The organism is Pseudomonas sp. V98_8, from assembly GCF_029967975.1.
In the GTDB taxonomy this organism is placed as follows: domain Bacteria; phylum Pseudomonadota; class Gammaproteobacteria; order Pseudomonadales; family Pseudomonadaceae; genus Aquipseudomonas; species Aquipseudomonas umsongensis.
Genome location: NZ_JASCAE010000032.1, coordinates 1 through 18,689, shown reverse-complemented (window position 1 = coordinate 18,689; position 18,689 = coordinate 1). Strand labels below are relative to the sequence as shown.

Sequence of the window (18,689 nt, the reverse complement as noted above, 5' to 3'; positions counted from 1 at the left end):
TGCTGTTCCGATGACCGCGTTGAAATACCTCCAGGCCTATCCGGCTACCTTGCAGGACCAAGTGCGCCAGTTGATCGCCGAAGGCCGGCTGGGCGATTACCTGAACCAACGCTATCCGCAAAAGCATGCGGTGCAGAGCGACAAAGCGCTGTACGCCTATGCGCTGGACCTCAAGCAGGAATACCTGCGTAACGCTCCCTCCATCGACAAAGTACTCTTCGACAACCGTTTGGACCTGACCCATCGTGCACTTGGCCTGCACACCACGATCTCCCGGGTGCAAGGTGGCAAGCTCAAGGCCAAGAAAGAAATCCGCATTGCCTCATTGTTCAAGGAGGCGCCGTCGGAATTTCTTAAAATGATCGTGGTGCATGAACTGGCGCACTTCAAGGAGTCCGACCACAACAAGGCCTTCTACAAACTGTGCGAGCACATGTTGCCCGGGTATCACCAGGTGGAGTTCGATGTTCGGGTGTACCTGACCTGGCGGGATATGCGGGCGCCCACAGGCGTGTAGGATCTGCCGCAGGTTCGGGCCGCGATCGGACGATCTTTTGATCTTAACAGGAGCAAACGTGACAGACGTAAGCAAGACCAAGAGCAGCTTCTACCGCCGCCTGTACGTGGCGTACCTGATCGACAGCGGCCTGGCCAGCAGCGTTCCGGCATTGACCGAAGTCACCGGTATGCCCCGGCGCACAGCCCAGGACACCATTGCCGCCCTGGCGGATCTGGATATCGTTTGCGAGTTCGAACAGGAAGAAGGCGCGCGCAACCACGCCGGGCGCTATCGGATTCGCGGGTGGGGAGCAATCGATCGCGGCTGGATCGAGCGTAACCTTCGGCAGATCAAGGCGGTGCTGGAGTATCCCTGAGTTTCTGCGGTGTTTGATCTGACGCCTTCGCGAGCAAGCCCGCTCCCACAGTAGATCTTCGGCATGACAAAGATCTGCGGGCTTGCTCGCGAAGGAGCCCTTACGAACGACGCATACCGATATGTGGAATCCCGTCCTCGACATACACTTCGCCTGCGACTTCAAACCCGTACCGCCCGTAATACCCCTGCAAATGCGCCTGGGCCGAGAGATAGACCGGCATCTCAGGCCAGCGTTTTTCAATCTGCTTCAGCGCTTGGGCCATCATTTCATGGCCCAGCCCGGTGCCTCGGGCCTGTGGCGCAATGATCACGCGGCCGATGACGACATCACCGCCCTGTAGCTCGGGGTCGAGCAGGCGCAGGTAGCCCACCAGCCGATCTTCGTCCCAGGCCATCAAATGACAGGTGTCGCCCTCCAGGTCCTGGCCATCGATGTCCTGATAAATGCATTTCTGCTCCACGACGAACACCTCGGCGCGCAGTTGCAAAATGGCATACAGCTGCTCTTTGCCCAGATCGCTGTGGTGTTTGCAGACCCAGTTGATTGTCATGTGCCGATTCCCTGAAAACGTCCTTGTGATACTAAGCGCCTGGACGATAGATGTCTCGGTGGCGTAGTAATCTGTGACAAAGACCAAAATGCCATCATTCATTTAGCGCGGCACTGTCTTCTTTGTGTAATCTGAAACGCAGCGATGTGCAGTGCTGCAACGAGCTGACATCGAGTGCCTGGGGGTGCCGGTACGGAGTCTTGGCGTTTTCGCTGAAAACATGTCGGGCCGCCGCCCGCTAAGGATTTTCTGGCATGCCGCGATTGCATCGAGCCTTTGCCTTGTTTGGATTGCTGTTGCTGACTGAAGCGGTGGCAGCAGAAAAATTGCGGCTGGTGGCGGACGCCTGGCCTCCTTTCACTGACGCCACGTTGTACAACGGTGGGTTGGCCACGGATATTGTCAGTACCGCCTTGGCTCGAGCCGGCTATGCCAGTGATTTCGAGCAGGTGCCCTGGGCGAGGGCGTTGCTGGGGGTGGGCGAGGGTCGCTATGACGTTCTGGTCAATGCCTGGTTCGATGAGGAGCGCACACGGCTCGGCCAGTTTTCGGGCGAGTACCTGATCAATCGCGTGCGTTTTCTCAAGCGTAAGGATGTACCCATTGAATTCAGCAACTTGCAGCAGCTATATACGTATCCGATCTCGGTGGTGCGTGGCTACGCCTATTCCCCAGCCTTCGATCAAGATGTTTCATTGCAGAAGATTCCGGTACATAGCTTCGCCATGGCCGTACGCATGGTTGCTGCCGACAGGGTCAAGTTGACCCTGGAAGACGAATACGTCGCTCGTTATTACCTGGCCCGCGAATCTCCCAAAGTCCGTAACGCCGTGGAGTTCTTGCCCAAACCGCTGAGCGAGAACGGCCTGCACATTTTGGTCAGCTTGAAGAATCCGCAGCATGAGCAGATTGTCGCCGGTTTTGACCGCGCCATTGCGGCAATGAAGGCCGACGGCAGTTATGCGCGGCTGATGAAGCAACACGGCATGTAGGCGGTGGCTGTTGGTCCGGGCACTACCGTTCTCAATCCTCGCTGGTGTCCTTGATCAAATGCGCCGCCAGCGTACGCAATGGCCCCAACTGCCGGCAGATCAACGCCAGTTGCGTCTGCACCAATCGCTGGCCCTCGTCGATTTCATCGGGCATCTGCTCGAGCGTATTGGCCAACGCTTCCTCCTCATCGCTCTGAATGGCAATGGCGGATTTACTCGCCAGGCCTTGGGCAATTTCATCGATGCTGGCCGCCAGTTTCACTCCCGCGCCTTCGATCAGGTGTTCGCGTACATCCTGCGGTAATTGGGTTTCCCGGTGCGCGCCCAGCCCGGACAAATAACTGAGCAAGGTGTGCGACAACACCAGGAAGCGGAACCCCACATCCGCTTCCTTACGGAAATGCCCTGGCTCCATCAGCATGTTGGCCAGGGTGGTCGACAGCGCCGCATCGGCGTTGTGAGCGTTGCGCCGCGCCAGGCGATACGCCAGGTCGTCGCTTTTGCCGGCGGCGTATTGCTGCATGATCTGGCGCAGGTAGATGCTGTTGCAGGTCAGGGTGTTGGCCAGCACTTTGTTCAGGCGACGACCCTGCCAGTCCGGGAGGAACAGGAACACCGCCAACCCGGCGATCAGGCTGCCGAGCAGGGTATCGAACAGGCGAGGCAGGAACAGTCCGTAGCCGTCGCCCACCTGGTTGAAGCAGAACAGTACCATCAGGGTGATCGCCGCCGTCGCCAAGGTGTAGCGCGTGGTGCGGTTGGTAAAGAACACCACCCCGGCGGCAATCGCGAAACTCGACTGGATCAGCGGGTTCGGGAACAGGTCGAACAGGGCCCAGGCCAGGGTCAGGCCGATCGCGGTGCCGATGATCCGCTGGCCGAGCTTGCGCCGGGTTGCACCGTAGTTCGGTTGGCAAACAAACAGCGTCGTGAGGATGATCCAGTAACCTTGGGACGGGTGGATCAAGTGCACCATGGCGTAGCCGATGCTCAAGGCCAGGGGCAAGCGCAGGGCATGGCGGAACAGCAGCGAGGTCGGCGTCAGCTGTGTGCGCAAGCGTACCCAGACATCCTTTAGATTGCGCGGCGAGCGGTCGAGCAGGCTGCTGTCGGTGGCGTCGGCGAGGGTGTCGGGGTTGCTGGCATCGCTGAGCAGGCGGTCCAGTGTGGCCAGGTTCGCCGCCAGTGCCCGCAGTGAGCGCAACAGCCCGCGCCAGGCGGGATTGCTCTGAATACGCAGGTGTTCGAGGGACGCGTGCAGGTCGCCCAGGGCTTCGGCGAAACTCGCGTCATAGGTGAACGGCTGGCGCATCTGGATCGATTCGGCCAGCGCACGGCAAGCCTTGCCTTGCTGGCGCAACAAGCGCTGGCAGCGGAACAGCACGTCACTGTGGAAGAATGCTTCGGCCAGGGCGTTGTAAGGGTAGTGCGAGGAACTGGCGCGTTCGTGGATGTCCTGGGCCAGGAAGTACAGCTTCAGGTAACGGCTGACTTTCGAGCCAGGTCGACCGTTGCCCACCCGGTGCAGGATGATTTCCTTGGCGGCGTTGAGTGCCGCAACCACGCGGCCGTTCTGCTGGGCCAGCTCCAGTCGCCGCGCCTCCACGTCCATCTGCCGGATCGGCTCGAAAAGCGACGACTTCAACTTCAGGTAATAACCCAGCTCCCGGAACAGTTTCGCCAGGCTCTGCTGCACGGGCTGATTGGAAAACAGTGCCTGCCACAACACCGAGAGCAACCCGTACCAGGCGGCACCCGCCACCAGCAGCACCGGCTCATGCCAGAAATCGGTGACCGCACCGCCGCGCTGATCGACACCGATCATGGTGTAGACCGAAAGAATCAGCGTCGCCGAGGCAATCGCCCCGTAACGCTCGCCAAGGGCGCCGAGCATGGTCAGGCAGAAGGCGGCCAGGGCGAAGGCGATGATAAAGAGTATGGGGTAGGGGAACAGCAGTTCGACCGACAACGCGGCGACGGCAAAACACACCAGTGTCACCGCCAGCGCGTTGAGGCGCCCCTGCCAGCTGTCATCGGTTTCGGCCAGGGCGCTGGCGATAATTCCCAGGAACAACGGGATCAGCAGCCCCATTTCATCCTGATACCAGCACAACGCCATGGTGCCGGTCAGGGCGATGAATACGCGCACGCTGTAGCTGAATTTATCCAGTGCCCAAAGGCGGCGCAGAGACTGACGGAGCGAGGTCGATGACATGAAGTGCGAAGGCCTTCCGAGGCAATGACGCTAAATTGAGCCAGTAATGACGCCGACGCAATGGCGGCGATCACATCTGACAGCAAAATCTGTTCCTTTATCGATCAGCACGCAGTCAGTGTGGGAGCGAGCCTGCTCGCGAAAGCGCTGGGTCAGCCAACATCAATGGGGGCTGACAGATTGCATTCGCGAGCAGGCTCGATCCCACAGTTTTGATTCGTGTTTGTCAGACGTACTGCGCAGCCGCGTAACCCGAGGCCCAGGCCCACTGGAAGTTGAAGCCGCCTAGGTGCCCGGTGACGTCCAGCACTTCACCGATGAAATACAGGCCAGGGCTTTTAAGCGATTCCATGGTCTTGGACGACACCTCGTTGGTGTCGACGCCGCCCAACGTCACCTCGGCAGTGCGATAGCCTTCGGTGCCTGCCGGCACGACTTTCCAGCTCGCCAGTTTTTCGGCGATGGCGGCGATTTCCGCGTGGGTGTACTGCTTCATCGGTTTGGAAACGAACCAGTTGTCCGCCAGCAGGTTGGCCATCTTCTTGGTGAAGATTTCACCGAGTAGGGTTTTCAGTTCACTGTTCGGGCGTTCGGCTTGTTGCTGTTGCAACCAGCTTGGTACGTCGTGGTCGGGTAGCAGGTTGATTTCGACCGTGTCGCCGGATTCCCAAAACGATGAAATCTGCAAAATCGCCGGTCCGCTGAGACCGCGGTGGGTGAACAGGATGTTCTCGCGAAAGCTCTGGTCATTGCAGCTGACCAGGCAATCGACCGAGGTGCCGGACAGCTCGGTGCATAATTCCTTAAGCTGATCGGTGATGGTGAATGGCACCAGCCCGGCGCGCGTCGGCAGCAACTCATGACCGAACTGTTTGGCCACTTGATAGCCGAAGCCGGTGGCGCCCAGGGTCGGGATCGACAAGCCGCCCGTGGCGATCACAAGGGATTGGCAGGTAACCTGCCCCAAGGTGGTGTCCAGCAAATAGCCCTTTTCAAGCTTCTCGATGGTCTGGATCGAGGTGTCCAGGTGCAGGCTGACGCCGACCTGATTGCACTCATCGAGCAACATTTCGAGGATGTCGCTGGACTTGTTATCGCAGAACAGTTGGCCGAGCTTTTTCTCGTGGTACGGCACACTGTGCTTGGCCACCATGCCGATGAAGTCCCACTGGGTGTAGCGTGCCAGTGCGGATTTGCAGAAGTGGGCGTTCTGCGAGAGAAAATTGCCAGGTTCGGTGTACATGTTGGTGAAATTGCAGCGGCCACCGCCCGACATCAGGATTTTCTTGCCAGCCTTGTTGGCGTGGTCGAGCAGCAGCACCTTGCGCCCGCGCCCGGCGGCGGTCAGTGCGCACATCAAACCTGCGGCGCCAGCGCCAATGATCACGACTTCGGTAGAGCGCAAAACGGTGTCCTCTAAATGTGTCACCACAAAGCAAACTGTGGGAGCGAGCCTGCTCGCGAAAGCGGTGTGTCAGGCACCTTAATGTTATCTGACACTCAGTCTTCGCGAGCAGGCTCGCTCCCACAGGGGGGAGATGCGTTGTTGTTACAGGATGCGCACGCGCAACGAGCGGCCCTTGATCTTGCCGTCGTTCAGGCGCTGCAAGGCCTGCTTGGCGACGCCGCGCTCCACGGCCACATAGGCCTGGAAGTCGAAGATCGCGATCTTGCCGACTTGGGCGCCGGGAATGCCAGCTTCACCGGTCAGTGCGCCAAGGATGTCGCCTGGACGAACCTTGTCCTTACGGCCGGCAGCAATGCACAAGGTGCTCATCTGCGGCAGCAGCGGGCCGCCACCCTGGGAGGTGAGGTTGTCCACCTGATCCCAGGTCAATGGGGATTTCTGCAGCTGTTCGATGGCTTGGGCGCGTTGGGCTTCAGACGGTGCGACCAGGCTGATGGCGAGGCCTTTTTCACCGGCGCGGCCAGTACGGCCAACGCGGTGGATGTGGATTTCCGAATCACGGGCCAGCTCGACGTTGATCACCATGTCCAGCGAGTCGATGTCGAGGCCACGGGCGGCGACGTCAGTGGCAACCAGGACGGACGTGCTGCGGTTGGCGAACATCGCCAGCACCTGGTCGCGATCACGCTGTTCAAGATCGCCGTGCAAGCCGACGGCGGAGATGCCTTTGGCCGTCAGGTGATCGACGGTTTCCTGGACCTGCTGCTTGGTGAAACAGAATGCCACGCAGGACGCCGGGCGGAAATGGCCCAGCACCTTGGTCACCGCGCTCATGCGATCGTCCGGGGAGATTTCGTAGAAGCGCTGTTCGATCTGGGTGTCGTCGTGGAACGCCTCGGCCTTCACTTGCTGCGGGTTACGCATGAATTTCGACGCCAGCTGCTTGATGCCCACCGGGTAGGTGGCGGAGAACAACAGGGTCTGACGGCGCTCGGGGGCCTGCATGATGATTTCTTCGATGGAGTCGTAGAAACCCATGTCGAGCATGCGGTCGGCTTCGTCGAGGATCAGGGTGTTGAGGCCATGCAGGACCAGCGAACCCTTGCGCAGGTGTTGCTGGATGCGTCCCGGGGTGCCGACGATGATGTGCGCGCCGTGTTCCAGCGAAGCGATCTGCGGGCCGAGGGATACGCCGCCGCACAGGGTCAGGACCTTGATGTTGTCTTCGGCACGGGCCAGGCGACGGATTTCCTTGGCGACCTGGTCAGCCAGTTCCCGGGTCGGGCACAGGATCAGTGCCTGGCAACCGAAGTAGCGCGGATTGATCGGGTTCAGCAGGCCGATGCCGAACGCAGCGGTCTTGCCGCTGCCGGTCTTGGCCTGGGCGATCAGGTCCATCCCCTTGAGGATCACCGGCAAGCTTTGCGCCTGGATCGGCGTCATCTGGGCATAACCGAGGGAGTCGAGGTTAGCCAGCATGGCGGCGGACAGCGGCAAAGTATTAAATTCGGTGGCGATGGTGGTCACGGGACTGGCCTGCAAAACAAAATGTCGCGCAGTGTACCAGTCCGATGGCCATTCGCCCTAAGGTTCGATGTGCTCTTCCGGACGCTTGACGCGCCGTCCGTCTTCCTTTGAGAGCTGGGAGAAGATCGCTGCCGCCAGCATGGCCATGATTCCGACGGTCACAAACGTCAGTTGGAACGCGCCCAGCACCGTCTCCACGCCGTCATTGCCGATCCCCGCCGTGAAACCGCCGAGCAATGCGCCGGCGCAGGCCACACCCAGGCTCAGGGACAATTGCGCCACCACCGACAGCAGGCTATTGCCGCTGCTGGCACTGGCGTCGTCGAGATCGATCAGGGTCACGGTGTTCATCGCGGTGAACTGCAAGGAGTTGATCGCCCCCAGGACGGCCAGCAGGCACAACAGCAGCCAGTACGGTGTCTGTTCGCTGACCAGGCCCATGCTCGCCAGCATGATCCCCAGCGCCAGCGTGTTTCCGGTCAGCACGATGCGGTAGCCCAGGCGTTCGATCAGCGGTCGCGCCACCCCCTTGGCGATCATCGCGGCGGCCGCCAGTGGCAGCATGCTCATCCCGGCCTGGGACGGTGAATAACCCAGCGCCACTTGCAGCAGCAGCGGCACGAGGAACGGCAGGGCGCCACTGCCGAGCCGGGCGAAGAGGTTGCCGAGAATGCCGACGGCAAAAGTCCGGGTCTTGAACAGCGACGGCGCAAACAGCGGATTATCAACGTGGCCGGCGCGCAGCCAGTAGGCTGCCAGGCAAGCCATGCCGCCGAACAGCAGCAGCATCACCCGCAGGTGCGGCAGGTGCAGTTCGCCCAGGCCTTCCATGGCGATGGTGATCAGGATCATCGCCGCGCCGAACAGCAGGAAACCCAGGCTGTCGAAGCGGGTACGCTCGGAGCCGCGCAGGTCCGGGATGAATTTCCACACGGCGTAGCAGCCCACCAATCCCACCGGCAGGTTGATCAGGAAGATCCAGTGCCAGGTCAGGTATTCCACCATCCAGCCACCCATGGTCGGGCCGATCAACGGCCCGAGCAGGCCGGGGATGGTGATGAAGCCCATGATCCGCACCAGTTCCGAGCGCGGGTAGGCACGCAGCACCACCAATCGCCCGACCGGCAACATCAGTGCGCCGCCCAACCCCTGGATAACCCGGGCGCCGATCAGCATGCTCAGCGTGTTCGACATTGCACAGAGCAACGAGCCGAGGCTGAACAGCAAGATGGCGCCGAAGAAGATTTTGCGGGTGCCGAAGCGGTCGGCGATCCAGCCCGAGGCGGGGATCAGCAAGGCGACCGTGAGCATGTAGGCAATGATTACGCCCTGCATGCGCAGGGGATCTTCCGCCAGGTCGCGGGCCATGGCGGGCAGGGCGGTGTTGAGGATCGTCCCGTCCAGGGACTGCATGAAGAAGGCAATGGCGACGACCCAGGGCACCCAGCGGGCGGTGGCAGGATCGAGAGGCGGGCGGTTGGGCATGGGACCTCTTGTAGTTGAAGTTGTTAATGCAAGGCCATTGTCGGTCGCAGTCCCTGTGGGAGCGGGCTTGCTCGCGAAGAGGTCATCACGTTCAACATCAATGTTGACTGACCCACCGCCTTCGCGAGCAAGCCCGCTCCCACAGGGTTGCCCTGTGTGCTGGGGATTTGTGTTTACAGGGTCAAGGTCAACCGGCTGACAAGCGCCCCCGGCAACAACGCCGAAGCTGTCGCCCGCTGGCTGTAGGTGCTCGCCGACAGTAGCAATTCGCGCTCCGCGGTCAGCGCTTCCAGTTGTGAGCCCAGCAGACTGTAGGCGCTGTCATCGAAACGCATGGTGCTGACCGGAGCCTGGATCTTGCCATCTTCGACCCAGAAGGTCGCAAACCGCGTCATGCCGGTCAGGCGTGCTGCCGGTTGATCCGAGAAGTTCAGGTACCACAGGTTGCTGATGTACAAGCCGGTACCGAGTTGCTGGAGGATTTGTGCTTCAGGCAAATCCCCGGCCTGCATGTTCAGGGCCGTTGGCGACTCTCCACCACTGGCGCCGTTGGCGGTCAATCCGTATTCCGCGGCGCTACGTGAACCCACGAGTTGCGCGCCGGCCTTGCCCTCGACGATTAATCCAAGGTCGCTGCGCGGATAACCTTCGTCGGAGAACGCCGGGCTCAGCGAACCGCTGACTTTTTCGTCCAGCGAGACCAACGGGCTGAATGCTTGATCACCCCCGTAGAGCTTTTGCAGCGGACTGCTTTTGCTGGCAATCGACTGCGCCGAAAAACCGCCCCAGCACAGCATGCCCATGATTTCCTCCAGCGCAGCGGGTGCCAGGTAGGCACGGTACTGGCCCGGCGCCAAAGTGCGCAGCGGCCGTCCCAGGTATTCCAGCTGTTCACGTGCCTGCTGAAAGCGTCTGGCAAAGCCTTCGGTGTTCCAGTCGTGCCCGGCATAGCTGGCCTTGACCGCTTGGCCGTTTTCATGGAACAGGCTGAAATCGAAGTTGAAACTGTTGGCCTGATGCCAGCCGAAGGCCCCGGCGGAACTGGCGAAACCGCGGCTGATCGGCCCTGCCGCATAGAACCCCACCAGGTCCAGGCCTTCGGCGGCCCGGGTGATTTCGCCGACCACTTGCTCGGTGTCCGGTAGCGGGTGCTCCTGCACGTTCTGGCTTTGCCAACCGTTGTGATTGAGCAGCAGGTACGGGTCCTGGGGCAACAAAGGCAAGGTTTCGCGCAGTTGTTGCAGACCTTCGGCCAGACGCTCATGGTCGACTGCAGGGTCGCCTGCCAAGGTGATTTGCAGGTCGGCGTGGCGGCCATCGTTGATCAATTTCAAACCGATGCTGGCCTGTTGCACCTGTCCGGCCTGACGCACCTTGGCGTGGTTGAAACGCACGAAGGCCGATGATTCGGCGGCGTAGCTCAGTGTGAACTGTTCCGGTTCGCGTAACGCTTCGCGCAATCGGGCGATCAAAGCCTTGAACGAATCGGCCTGGGCTTTCGACGTAGTCATCAGCTGTCTCCCCCAAAAACATCAACGTTGCTGAATACGCAGGCCGGCGAGGCATGGCCGACGCGAATCACCTGGTTTGGTTCGCCCTTGCCGCAGTTGGGCGTACCCAGGACCTTGAAGGTGCTGGCATCGCCGACCGCGCTGAGGCTTTTCCAGAACTGCGCGGAAATCGCCCGGTAATTCGGGTTCTTCACCACGCCCTTTAATTCGCCGTTTTCGATCAACTGACCCCATTCGCAACCGAACTGGAATTTGTTGCGCGCATCATCAATGGACCACGAGCGGTTGGTGCTCATCAGGATGCCGTGCTCGATGTTGCCGATCAGTTGCGCAAGCGGCTGGTCGCCAGGCTCGATATTGAGGTTGGCCATGCGGTCGATCGGCGGGCGGTTCCAACCGCAGGCACGGCTGTTGGCGACACCGTCCAGGCCCGCGCGAAATTGCGAGAGTGCACCGCCCAAGGGGCGCAGCAACAGGCCTTCGCGAATCAGGAACTGTTTGCTGGCGGCCGTGCCGTCGTCGTCATGGCCATAGCTGGCGAGCTGTTCGGGTATGTCGGGATCGAAGGTCACGTTGAGAAGTTTAGAGCCGTATTGCAGGCGGCCAAAGTCTTCTGCCTTGACGAAACTGGTGCCAGCGTAATTGCGTTCGTCGCCGAGGATGCGGTCCAGTTCCAACGGATGGCCGATGGATTCGTGGATTTGCAGCATCATCTGGTCGGGCATCAGCAGCAGATCGCGTGGACCTTGCGGCGTGTTCGGTGCCAGCAGCAGTTGCAGCGCCTGATCGGCGACCAGCGGGCCAGCACCGACCAGGCCGCAGCGACTGATCACATCCGCGCCACCCTGCTGGCCGAAATTCTCGCGACCCAGGCTGCGGGTCTGGCTGTCGTTACCGTCGTAGGCGGTGACATCGAGACCCGGGTAGACGAATCGCTGGGCCTGGCGCAGTTCAGCGCCGGCGCTGTTGAGGTAGATCTGCTCGACGTGGGTGATGCCGAGGCTGACCTGCCAGCTCACCAGGCGCTCGTCCTTGGGCACGGCGGCGGATTCGGCCCCCAGCAGCTGATAGCAGTCGCTCAGGGAGGGGAAAGGCTGGTCGAGGGTCGGCGAGAAATAGTCGGCACGGTCGCTGGAAACGGCGTGTTCGCGCAGGTCCAGCAGGGCATGGGGCTTGAGTCGGCGCGCCTGCTGTTCGGCGCGTTCGAGGGCGGCTTGCAGGCCCTGTTGCGACAGGTCATTGGTGGCTGCATAGGCTTCGACGCCATTGACACGCACGGTCAGCATCGCGCCTTCGTCGCGGCTCAGGCTTGGCGGTTCGGCGACGTTCTTGCGCACCGACAGGTACTGGCCGGACTCGCGCACATAACGCAGGGAAAAGAATTCGGCGCCCGTGCGCAAGGCAGCAAAGCGCTGCTTGAGCTGAGGGTGGAAATCGAACATTCGGGAACCTCCTTGGTATGGAGTGGCGGTGCAGCGGTGCAGCGAGGGGATGAAACGATTGCGCGGCACTAGAGTAGGCCTGCATGGGGGATGGATCAAGGGAAGGGTTGGAAGGATGTGTTGTTTCATCAGGCCCCGTCGCGAGCAAGCCCGCTCCCACATTTGATCGTGGTGTACACAAAATCTGTGTCCGCTGGAGATCAATGTGGGAGCGGGCTTGCTCGCGAATAGCCGTGACGCGGTGTTATGCCTTACGCCGGCTGGCTGACTTCCCGCACTGGCTTGCCCTTCACCGGCGCATCGCCTGCTACGTAGTACTTGGCGTTGCTGCGCGGCAATGGCTTGCGACCACGGATCTTGTCGGCGATTTTCTCGGCCATCATGATCGTTGGCGCGTTCAGGTTGCCGGTGGTGATGATCGGCATGATCGAGGCATCGACCACGCGCAGGCCTTGCATGCCATGCACACGACCCTCGCCATCGACCACGGCCATCTCGTCGGTGCCCATCTTGCACGAGCAAGACGGGTGGAACGCAGTTTCGGCGTGCTCGCGGATGAACTTGTCCAGCTGCTCATCGGTTTGCACTTCGATGCCCGGGCTGATTTCGCGCCCGCGGAAGGCGTCCAGTGCCGGTTGCTGCATGATTTCACGGGTCAGGCGGATGCCGTCGCGGAACTCCTGCCAGTCCTGCTCGGTGGCCATGTAGTTGAACAGGATGCTCGGGTGCTGGCGCGGGTCCTTGGACTTGGCCTGGATGCGCCCGCGGCTTGGCGAACGCATGGAGCCCATGTGTGCCTGGAAACCGTGTTCTTTCACACCGTTGCTGCCGTTGTAGTTAATCGCTACCGGCAGGAAGTGATACTGGATGTTCGGCCATTCGAATTCCGGACGGGTACGGATGAAACCGCCGGCTTCAAACTGGTTGCTGGCACCGATGCCGGTGCCGTTGAACAGCCATTCGGCACCGATCGCCGGCTGGTTGTACCAGAGCAGCGACGGGTACAGCGAGACGGGTTGAGTGCACGCGTACTGCAAGTACAACTCAAGGTGATCCTGCAGGTTTTCACCGACGCCCGGCAGGTCGTGGACCACTGGAATGTCGAGCTTTTTCAGCAGTTCGGCCGGGCCAACGCCGGAGCGTTGCAGGATCTGCGGCGAAGCGATGGCGCCGGAGCACAGCAGCACTTCCTTGCGGGCCTTGGCTTCAACACGCTCTTCGGCGGAGCCAACCAGGTAGCGCACGCCGACCGCACGCTTGCCTTCGAACAGGATCTTGTCGGTCAGGGCGTGGGTGACGATGGTCAGGGTCGAACGCTTCTTGGCGATGTCCAGGTAACCGCGGGCGGTGGAGGCACGACGGCCTTTGGGCGTCACGGTGCGGTCCATCGGGCCGAAGCCTTCTTGCTGGTAGCCGTTCAAGTCTTCGGTGCGTGGATAACCGGCCTGTACGCCCGCTTCGACCATGGCGTGGAACAGCGGGTTGTTGCCGGCTTTCGGCGTGGTCACGCTGACCGGGCCGTCGCCACCGTGGTAGTCGTTCGGGCCGATGTCGCGGGTTTCCGCCTTGCGGAAATACGGCAGGCAGTCCAGGTACGACCAGTCCTCAAGACCTGGCAGTTTTGCCCAGCCGTCGTAATCCATGGCGTTGCCACGGATGTAGCACATGCCGTTGATCAGCGAGGAGCCGCCGAGGCCCTTGCCGCGGCCGCATTCCATCCGGCGACCGTCCATGTGCGGTTCTGGATCGGTTTCGTAGGCCCAGTTGTAGCGACGGCCTTGCAGCGGGAACGCCAGGGCGGCCGGCATCTGCGTACGGAAGTCCATGCGGTAGTCCGGGCCGCCGGCTTCGAGCAGCAGGACGGTGACGCCTTCGTCTTCAGTCAGACGGGTCGCCAGGGTGTTACCGGCCGAGCCGGCACCGATGATGATGTAATCGAATTCTTGGGACATTGAATGCACCCTCTTGGAAGTTGGTCAGGTCAGGCCACGGCGAGTGCTGCGCACTCGATTCGCGAGAAAGCCCGCTCCCACATTTGATCTGTGGTGTACACAGGATCTGTGTCCACCTCTGGCCCCTTGTGGGAGCGGGCTTGCTCGCGAATAGGCCCTCGCGAGCAATACAGGTCTCGGGTCTTAGAACACCGAGACGTAATCGCCCAGCTCGACCTGTACCGATTTGATGCGGGTGAAGTTGTTCAGCGAGCTGATACCGTTCTCACGGCCAACACCCGACTGCTTGTAGCCGCCAACCGGCATCTTCGCGTCGGATTCGCCCCAGGCGTTGATCCAGCAGATACCGGCTTCCAACTGGTGAATCACGCGGTGGGCGCGGTTCAGATCCTTGGTGACGATACCGGCGGCCAGGCCGAAGTCGGTGTCGTTGGCGCGGCGGATCACTTCTTCTTCGGTCTCGTAGGTGAGGATCGCCATCACCGGGCCAAAGATTTCTTCGCGCACGATGGTCATGTCATCGGTGCAGTCGGTGAACACGGTCGGTGCGACGAACGCGCCCTTGGCGAATTCGCCTTCGGTCAGGCGCTCGCCGCCGCACAGCAGGCGGGCACCTTCTTCCTTGCCCTTGGCGATATAGCCCAGCACGCTTTCCATGTGGGCGAAGCTGACCAGCGGGCCGAAGTTGGTGTTTTCATCTTCCGGATTGCCGACGCGGATGCGCGCAACACGTTCAACGATCTTGGCTTCGAAGGCGGCTTTGAGGTGCGCCGGTACGAACACGCGAGTGCCGTTGGTGCAGACCTGGCCGGAGCTGTAGAAGTTGGCCATCATCGCGGTATCGGCAGCGCGGTCGAGGTCGGCGTCGTCGCAGATGATCAGCGGCGACTTGCCACCCAGTTCCATGGTCACGTCCTTGAGCGAAGAGCTCGAAGCGCTGGCCATGACTTTCTTGCCGGTGTCGGTGCCGCCGGTGAAGGAGACTTTCTCGATGCGCGGGTGCTCGGTCAGCCAGGTGCCGACTTCACGGCCGCTGCCGGTCAGGACGTTGAACACACCCGCTGGCAGGCCGGCTTCGGTGTAGATCTCGGCCAGCTTCAGGGTGGTCAGCGAGGTGACTTCGCTTGGCTTGAAGATCATCGCGTTACCGGCGGCCAGGGCCGGTGCGGATTTCCACAGGGCGATCTGGATCGGGTAGTTCCACGCGCCGATACCGGCCACGACGCCCAGTGGCTCGCGACGGGTGTAGACGAACGAAGTGGTGCGCAAAGGGATCTGCTCGCCTTCGATGGCGGGTACCAGGCCTGCGTAGTATTCCAGCACGTCGGCGCCGGTGACGATGTCGACGTAGCGGGTTTCGGAGTACGCCTTGCCGGTGTCCAGGGTTTCCAGGGCGGCCAGTTCATCGTTGCGCTCGCGCAGGATGTCCACGGCGCGACGCAGGATGCGCGAGCGCTCCATGGCGGTCATCGCGGCCCAGATTTTCTGGCCCTTTTCGGCGCTGACCACGGCGCGCTCGACGTCTTCCTTGGTCGCACGTTGTACTTTTGCGAGGACTTCACCGTTAGCCGGGTTGATGGCTTCAAACGTGGCATCGCTGCCAGCGTCACTGTAGCCGCCATCGATGTAGAGTTTTTGCAGTTCGAAACGGGCCATAAAGTCCTCGCAAGTGCATTGGTTATTGGCACGGTGCAGGTGTCGAGCGTTCTATGTGTGCTCTAACTCACCTGCTTGGCCAGTTGGATATCCATGTATTCGTAAGCGATCTGTTGCGCCTGCTCGGTGTCGAAAGCGTCTCCCGACAGCGCACCGCGCAACCACAAGCCGTCGATCAACGCTGCCAGGCCTCGGGCTGCACTGCGCGCATCATGGAGCGGCAGCACACGGCGGAACTGGCAGCACAGGTTGGAATACAGGCGGTGATCGTTGATCCGCTGCAACCTGTGCAAAGACGGCTGGTGCATGCTGGTTGCCCAGAAGGCCAACCAGGTTTTCATTGCCGGGCCGTTGACCTGGCTGGCGTCGAAGTTGCCTTCGATGATCACCTGCAGATGCGCCCGCGGGCTGTCATCTGTCAGCGCCAATCGGCGCGCGGTGACGTTCTCGCTCAGGACGGTCATCAGGTACCCCATGGTGGCGGCGATCAGGCCGTTTTTGTCCTGAAAGTAATGACTGATGATGCCGTTCGAGACACCGGCCAAACGGGCGATCAGCGCAATGCTGGCGTCCCCCATTCCGACCTGGTCGACCGCCAGCAAGGTGGCTTCGATCAACTGCTGGCGACGGATGGGTTGCATACCGACCTTGGGCATCTTGCACATCTCCTTAGGCCTTCCGGCAGACGCAAGACGTCTATCGGTTTGAGGGCCAGTCTATTTTGTTTTGATTGAACGTTCAATCAACAAAGAATAAGATCTGCGACAAATCGTCGCTGCCTACAGATTTTTCCTACGCGTAGCGGCGAAAAAAACGACTTCCGAAATTGCTCGAAACCCACGCGCCACGGCGTTAAGGGGGGTCGAACTTTATCGGGTTGTCTTTATATCACCCGCTGGTCGGCTGCCCACTAAGCGATTGGTCGGGTACCTCGTTTGTCTTGCGTTCTTCTCTCGCACTGCCCGGAGCATCTGTGCCATGAGTTCTGCCTCGCTAATAAAGACCCCACCCGAGAAGGTGACGGTCAACGGTTGGGTGTTCTACACCTCTACCGCGTTGATTCTGTTGTTGACCGCCATTCTGATCATTGCCCCGCAAGAGGCCGGCAGACTGCTCGGTACGGCGCAAGCCTGGTTGTCCCGCAGCTTCGGCTGGTACTACATGGTGGTGATTGCCGCCTACCTGATCTTCGTCGTCGGCCTGGCATTTTCGTCCTACGGCAAATTGAAACTGGGCAGCAAGGACGATACCCCGGATTTCAGCTACGGCGCCTGGGCGGGGATGCTGTTCTCCTCGGGTATCGGCATCTCGCTGTTGTACTTCGGTGCGTCCGAGCCGCTGGATCACTATTTCAACCCACCCGAAGGCGTGGCCGGCAGCAACCTGGCCGCCCGTCAGGCGGTTCAGCTGACGTTCCTGCACTGGGGCCTGCACGGCTGGGCGATCTACGCCTTGGTTGGCCTGGCGGTGGCTTACTTTGCCTACCGGCACAACCAGCCGCTGGCGCTGCGTTCGGCGCTGTATCCGCTGGTGGGTGAGCGCTGGGTCAAGGGTGCGGCCGGTCATGCGGTAGACGGCTTCGGCATGTTCGTGACCCTGCTGGGCCTGGTGACCAACCTGGGGATCGGTTCGCTGCAGGTGTCGTCGGGCCTGGAAAACCTGTTCGGCATGGAGCACAGCAACACCAACCTGCTGATCGTGATCATCGTGATGAGCACCGTGGCGACCATCGCTGCCGTGTCGGGTGTGGAAAACGGCATTCGTCGTCTGTCCAACCTCAACATCATCCTGTTCAGCGGCCTGTTGATTTTCGTCCTGTTGTTCGGTCCGACCCTGCACTTGCTCAACGGCTTTGTGCAAAACGTCGGTGATTACCTCAACGGCGTGGTGCTCAAGACCTTCGACCTGTACGTGTATGAAGGCGACAGTGAGAAGTCCGACCGCTGGTTGGGCCTGTGGACCCTGTTCTACTGGGCCTGGTGGATCTCCTGGGCCCCGTTCGTAGGCATGTTCATCGCGCGTATTTCCCGTGGTCGCACGGTGCGTGAAATGGTTGCTGGCGTGCTCCTGATTCCGCTGGGTTTCACCCTGGCGTGGCTGTCGATCTTCGGCAACTCGGCGCTGGACCTGGTGATGAACCACGGCGCGGTGGAGCTCGGCAAGACGGCGCTGGAGCAGCCGTCCATGGCGATCTACCAGTTGCTGGAGCATTACCCGGCATCGAAAGTGGTGATCGGTGTCTCGATTTTCGTGGGCTTCGTGTTGTTCCTGACGCCGGCGGATTCGGGTGCGGTGATGATGGCCAACCTGTCGTGCAAGGGCGGTAACGTCGACGAAGATGCGCCGCACTGGCTGCGAATCTTCTGGTCGGTGGTGATCACCCTGGTGACCATCGGCCTGCTGTTCGCGGGTAACTTCGAAGCCATGCAAACCATGGTGGTACTGGCCGGCCTGCCGTTCTCGGTGGTGTTGGTGTTCTTCATGTTCGGCTTGCACAAGGCCATGCGCCAGGACGTGCAGATCGAACAGGAGCAGGCGGAGTTGGCGGCGCGCGGTCGTCGTGGCTTCAGCGAGCGCTTGACGCAGCTGGACCTGCAGCCGAGCCAGTCGGTGGTCCAACGCTTCATGGACAAGCATGTGAGCCCGGCACTGCAGGACGCGACGACGCAAATGCGTGCACAGGGCCTGGAAGTGCAGACGCTGCTGGGCAAGTCCAAGCGCTGCATGGGCGTGCGGGTCGAGATGGAAGAGGGTAACCCTTTTGTCTACGAAGTCAGCCTGGACGGGTATCTGGCTACGCCAACCGAGTCAGCCCAGTCCGATGAGGCGCGCCAGCGTTACTACCGCGCCGAGGTGTACTTGCACAACGGCAGCCAGGACTACGACTTGATGGGCTTCACCCAGGATCAGATCACCCGTGACGTGCTCGATCAGTTTGAAAGCCATCGCCAGCTGCTTGGCCGGGTGTATAGCTGAGTTGTGAAGTGATGCGGTGTTTCAGTGACACCGCGTCGCCTTCTTCGCGAGCAAGCCCGCTCCCACATTTGGATTGCATTCCCCTGTGGGAGCGGGC

14 protein-coding genes are annotated in these 18,689 nt (G+C 61.0%); 4 read left to right on the top strand and 10 right to left on the bottom strand.

What is annotated here, in order from left to right:
• Nucleotides 1–10: 10 nt before the first annotated feature.
• Together QLG10_RS09035 and QLG10_RS09030 are read left to right on the top strand one after the other, a co-directional pair.
• A complete protein-coding gene (locus tag QLG10_RS09035; RefSeq protein ID WP_110750377.1) occupies nucleotides 11–517 on the top strand; it encodes a M48 family metallopeptidase in 507 nt (168 codons plus the stop codon).
• Between the two features lie 58 nt (nucleotides 518–575).
• A complete protein-coding gene (locus tag QLG10_RS09030; RefSeq protein WP_020800873.1) occupies nucleotides 576–875 on the top strand; it encodes a winged helix-turn-helix domain-containing protein in 300 nt (99 codons plus the stop codon).
• A 100-nt stretch (nucleotides 876–975) separates the two neighbouring features.
• On the opposite strand, the gene QLG10_RS09025 is transcribed toward QLG10_RS09030, so the two are convergent.
• Nucleotides 976–1,428, bottom strand: coding sequence for a GNAT family N-acetyltransferase (locus QLG10_RS09025; protein ID WP_110750378.1), 453 nt, complete (start codon nucleotides 1,426–1,428; stop codon nucleotides 976–978).
• Between the two features lie 254 nt (nucleotides 1,429–1,682).
• Here QLG10_RS09025 and QLG10_RS09020 point away from each other — a divergent pair, with 254 nt between their 5' ends.
• Nucleotides 1,683–2,420, top strand: coding sequence for a transporter substrate-binding domain-containing protein (locus QLG10_RS09020; protein WP_188263468.1), 738 nt, complete (start codon nucleotides 1,683–1,685; stop codon nucleotides 2,418–2,420).
• 31 nt (nucleotides 2,421–2,451) lie between these two features.
• Here QLG10_RS09020 and yccS read toward each other — a convergent pair whose 3' ends face one another.
• The 9 genes from yccS to betI form a co-directional block, all read right to left on the bottom strand.
• Nucleotides 2,452–4,635, bottom strand: coding sequence for a YccS family putative transporter (yccS, locus tag QLG10_RS09015; RefSeq protein WP_110750382.1), 2,184 nt, complete (start codon nucleotides 4,633–4,635; stop codon nucleotides 2,452–2,454).
• Between the two features lie 226 nt (nucleotides 4,636–4,861).
• Nucleotides 4,862–6,040 (bottom strand): NAD(P)/FAD-dependent oxidoreductase, encoded by a 1,179-nt coding sequence (locus QLG10_RS09010; RefSeq protein ID WP_110750384.1) that lies wholly within the window; start codon nucleotides 6,038–6,040, stop codon nucleotides 4,862–4,864.
• A gap of 144 nt (nucleotides 6,041–6,184) precedes the next feature.
• Nucleotides 6,185–7,522 (bottom strand): ATP-dependent RNA helicase DbpA, encoded by a 1,338-nt coding sequence (gene dbpA, locus QLG10_RS09005; protein WP_231989930.1) that lies wholly within the window; start codon nucleotides 7,520–7,522, stop codon nucleotides 6,185–6,187.
• Nucleotides 7,523–7,627: 105 nt separating this feature from the next.
• Nucleotides 7,628–9,055: a multidrug transporter subunit MdtD gene (mdtD, locus tag QLG10_RS09000; protein ID WP_110750386.1), complete on the bottom strand. Its 1,428-nt coding sequence runs from the start codon at nucleotides 9,053–9,055 to the stop codon at nucleotides 7,628–7,630.
• 173 nt (nucleotides 9,056–9,228) lie between these two features.
• A complete protein-coding gene (locus QLG10_RS08995; RefSeq protein ID WP_188263471.1) occupies nucleotides 9,229–10,566 on the bottom strand; it encodes a TldD/PmbA family protein in 1,338 nt (445 codons plus the stop codon).
• A complete protein-coding gene (locus QLG10_RS08990; protein ID WP_020796095.1) occupies nucleotides 10,566–12,008 on the bottom strand; it encodes a TldD/PmbA family protein in 1,443 nt (480 codons plus the stop codon). Before QLG10_RS08990 ends, QLG10_RS08995 begins: the two co-directional genes overlap by 1 nt.
• A gap of 251 nt (nucleotides 12,009–12,259) precedes the next feature.
• On the bottom strand, nucleotides 12,260–13,960 hold the full coding sequence (gene betA, locus QLG10_RS08985; protein WP_110750392.1) for a choline dehydrogenase: 1,701 nt from the start codon (nucleotides 13,958–13,960) through the stop codon (nucleotides 12,260–12,262).
• A gap of 183 nt (nucleotides 13,961–14,143) precedes the next feature.
• Nucleotides 14,144–15,616 carry a betaine-aldehyde dehydrogenase gene (gene betB, locus QLG10_RS08980; RefSeq protein ID WP_248678067.1) on the bottom strand — a complete coding sequence of 491 codons (1,473 nt, stop codon included), beginning with the start codon at nucleotides 15,614–15,616 and terminating at the stop codon, nucleotides 14,144–14,146.
• Between the two features lie 62 nt (nucleotides 15,617–15,678).
• Nucleotides 15,679–16,272, bottom strand: coding sequence for a transcriptional regulator BetI (betI, locus tag QLG10_RS08975; RefSeq protein WP_188263473.1), 594 nt, complete (start codon nucleotides 16,270–16,272; stop codon nucleotides 15,679–15,681).
• A 379-nt stretch (nucleotides 16,273–16,651) separates the two neighbouring features.
• Between betI and QLG10_RS08970 the strand changes: the two genes are divergently transcribed.
• On the top strand, nucleotides 16,652–18,592 hold the full coding sequence (locus QLG10_RS08970) for a BCCT family transporter (protein ID WP_282487001.1): 1,941 nt from the start codon (nucleotides 16,652–16,654) through the stop codon (nucleotides 18,590–18,592).
• Nucleotides 18,593–18,689 lie beyond the last annotated feature (97 nt).

Bases quoted from the DNA above. Each gene is read 5' to 3' on its own strand.
- QLG10_RS09035 (WP_110750377.1), top strand. From the start codon at position 11: ATGACCGCGTTGAAATACCTCCAGGCCTATCCGGCTACCTTGCAGGAC.
- QLG10_RS09025 (WP_110750378.1), bottom strand. From the start codon at position 1,428: ATGACAATCAACTGGGTCTGCAAACACCACAGCGATCTGGGCAAAGAG.
- QLG10_RS09020 (WP_188263468.1), top strand. From the start codon at position 1,683: ATGCCGCGATTGCATCGAGCCTTTGCCTTGTTTGGATTGCTGTTGCTG.
- yccS (WP_110750382.1), bottom strand. From the start codon at position 4,635: ATGTCATCGACCTCGCTCCGTCAGTCTCTGCGCCGCCTTTGGGCACTG.
- dbpA (WP_231989930.1), bottom strand. From the start codon at position 7,522: ATGCTGGCTAACCTCGACTCCCTCGGTTATGCCCAGATGACGCCGATC.
- mdtD (WP_110750386.1), bottom strand. From the start codon at position 9,055: ATGCCCAACCGCCCGCCTCTCGATCCTGCCACCGCCCGCTGGGTGCCC.
- QLG10_RS08995 (WP_188263471.1), bottom strand. From the start codon at position 10,566: ATGACTACGTCGAAAGCCCAGGCCGATTCGTTCAAGGCTTTGATCGCC.
- QLG10_RS08990 (WP_020796095.1), bottom strand. From the start codon at position 12,008: ATGTTCGATTTCCACCCTCAGCTCAAGCAGCGCTTTGCTGCCTTGCGC.
- betA (WP_110750392.1), bottom strand. From the start codon at position 13,960: ATGTCCCAAGAATTCGATTACATCATCATCGGTGCCGGCTCGGCCGGT.
- betB (WP_248678067.1), bottom strand. From the start codon at position 15,616: ATGGCCCGTTTCGAACTGCAAAAACTCTACATCGATGGCGGCTACAGT.
- betI (WP_188263473.1), bottom strand. From the start codon at position 16,272: ATGCCCAAGGTCGGTATGCAACCCATCCGTCGCCAGCAGTTGATCGAA.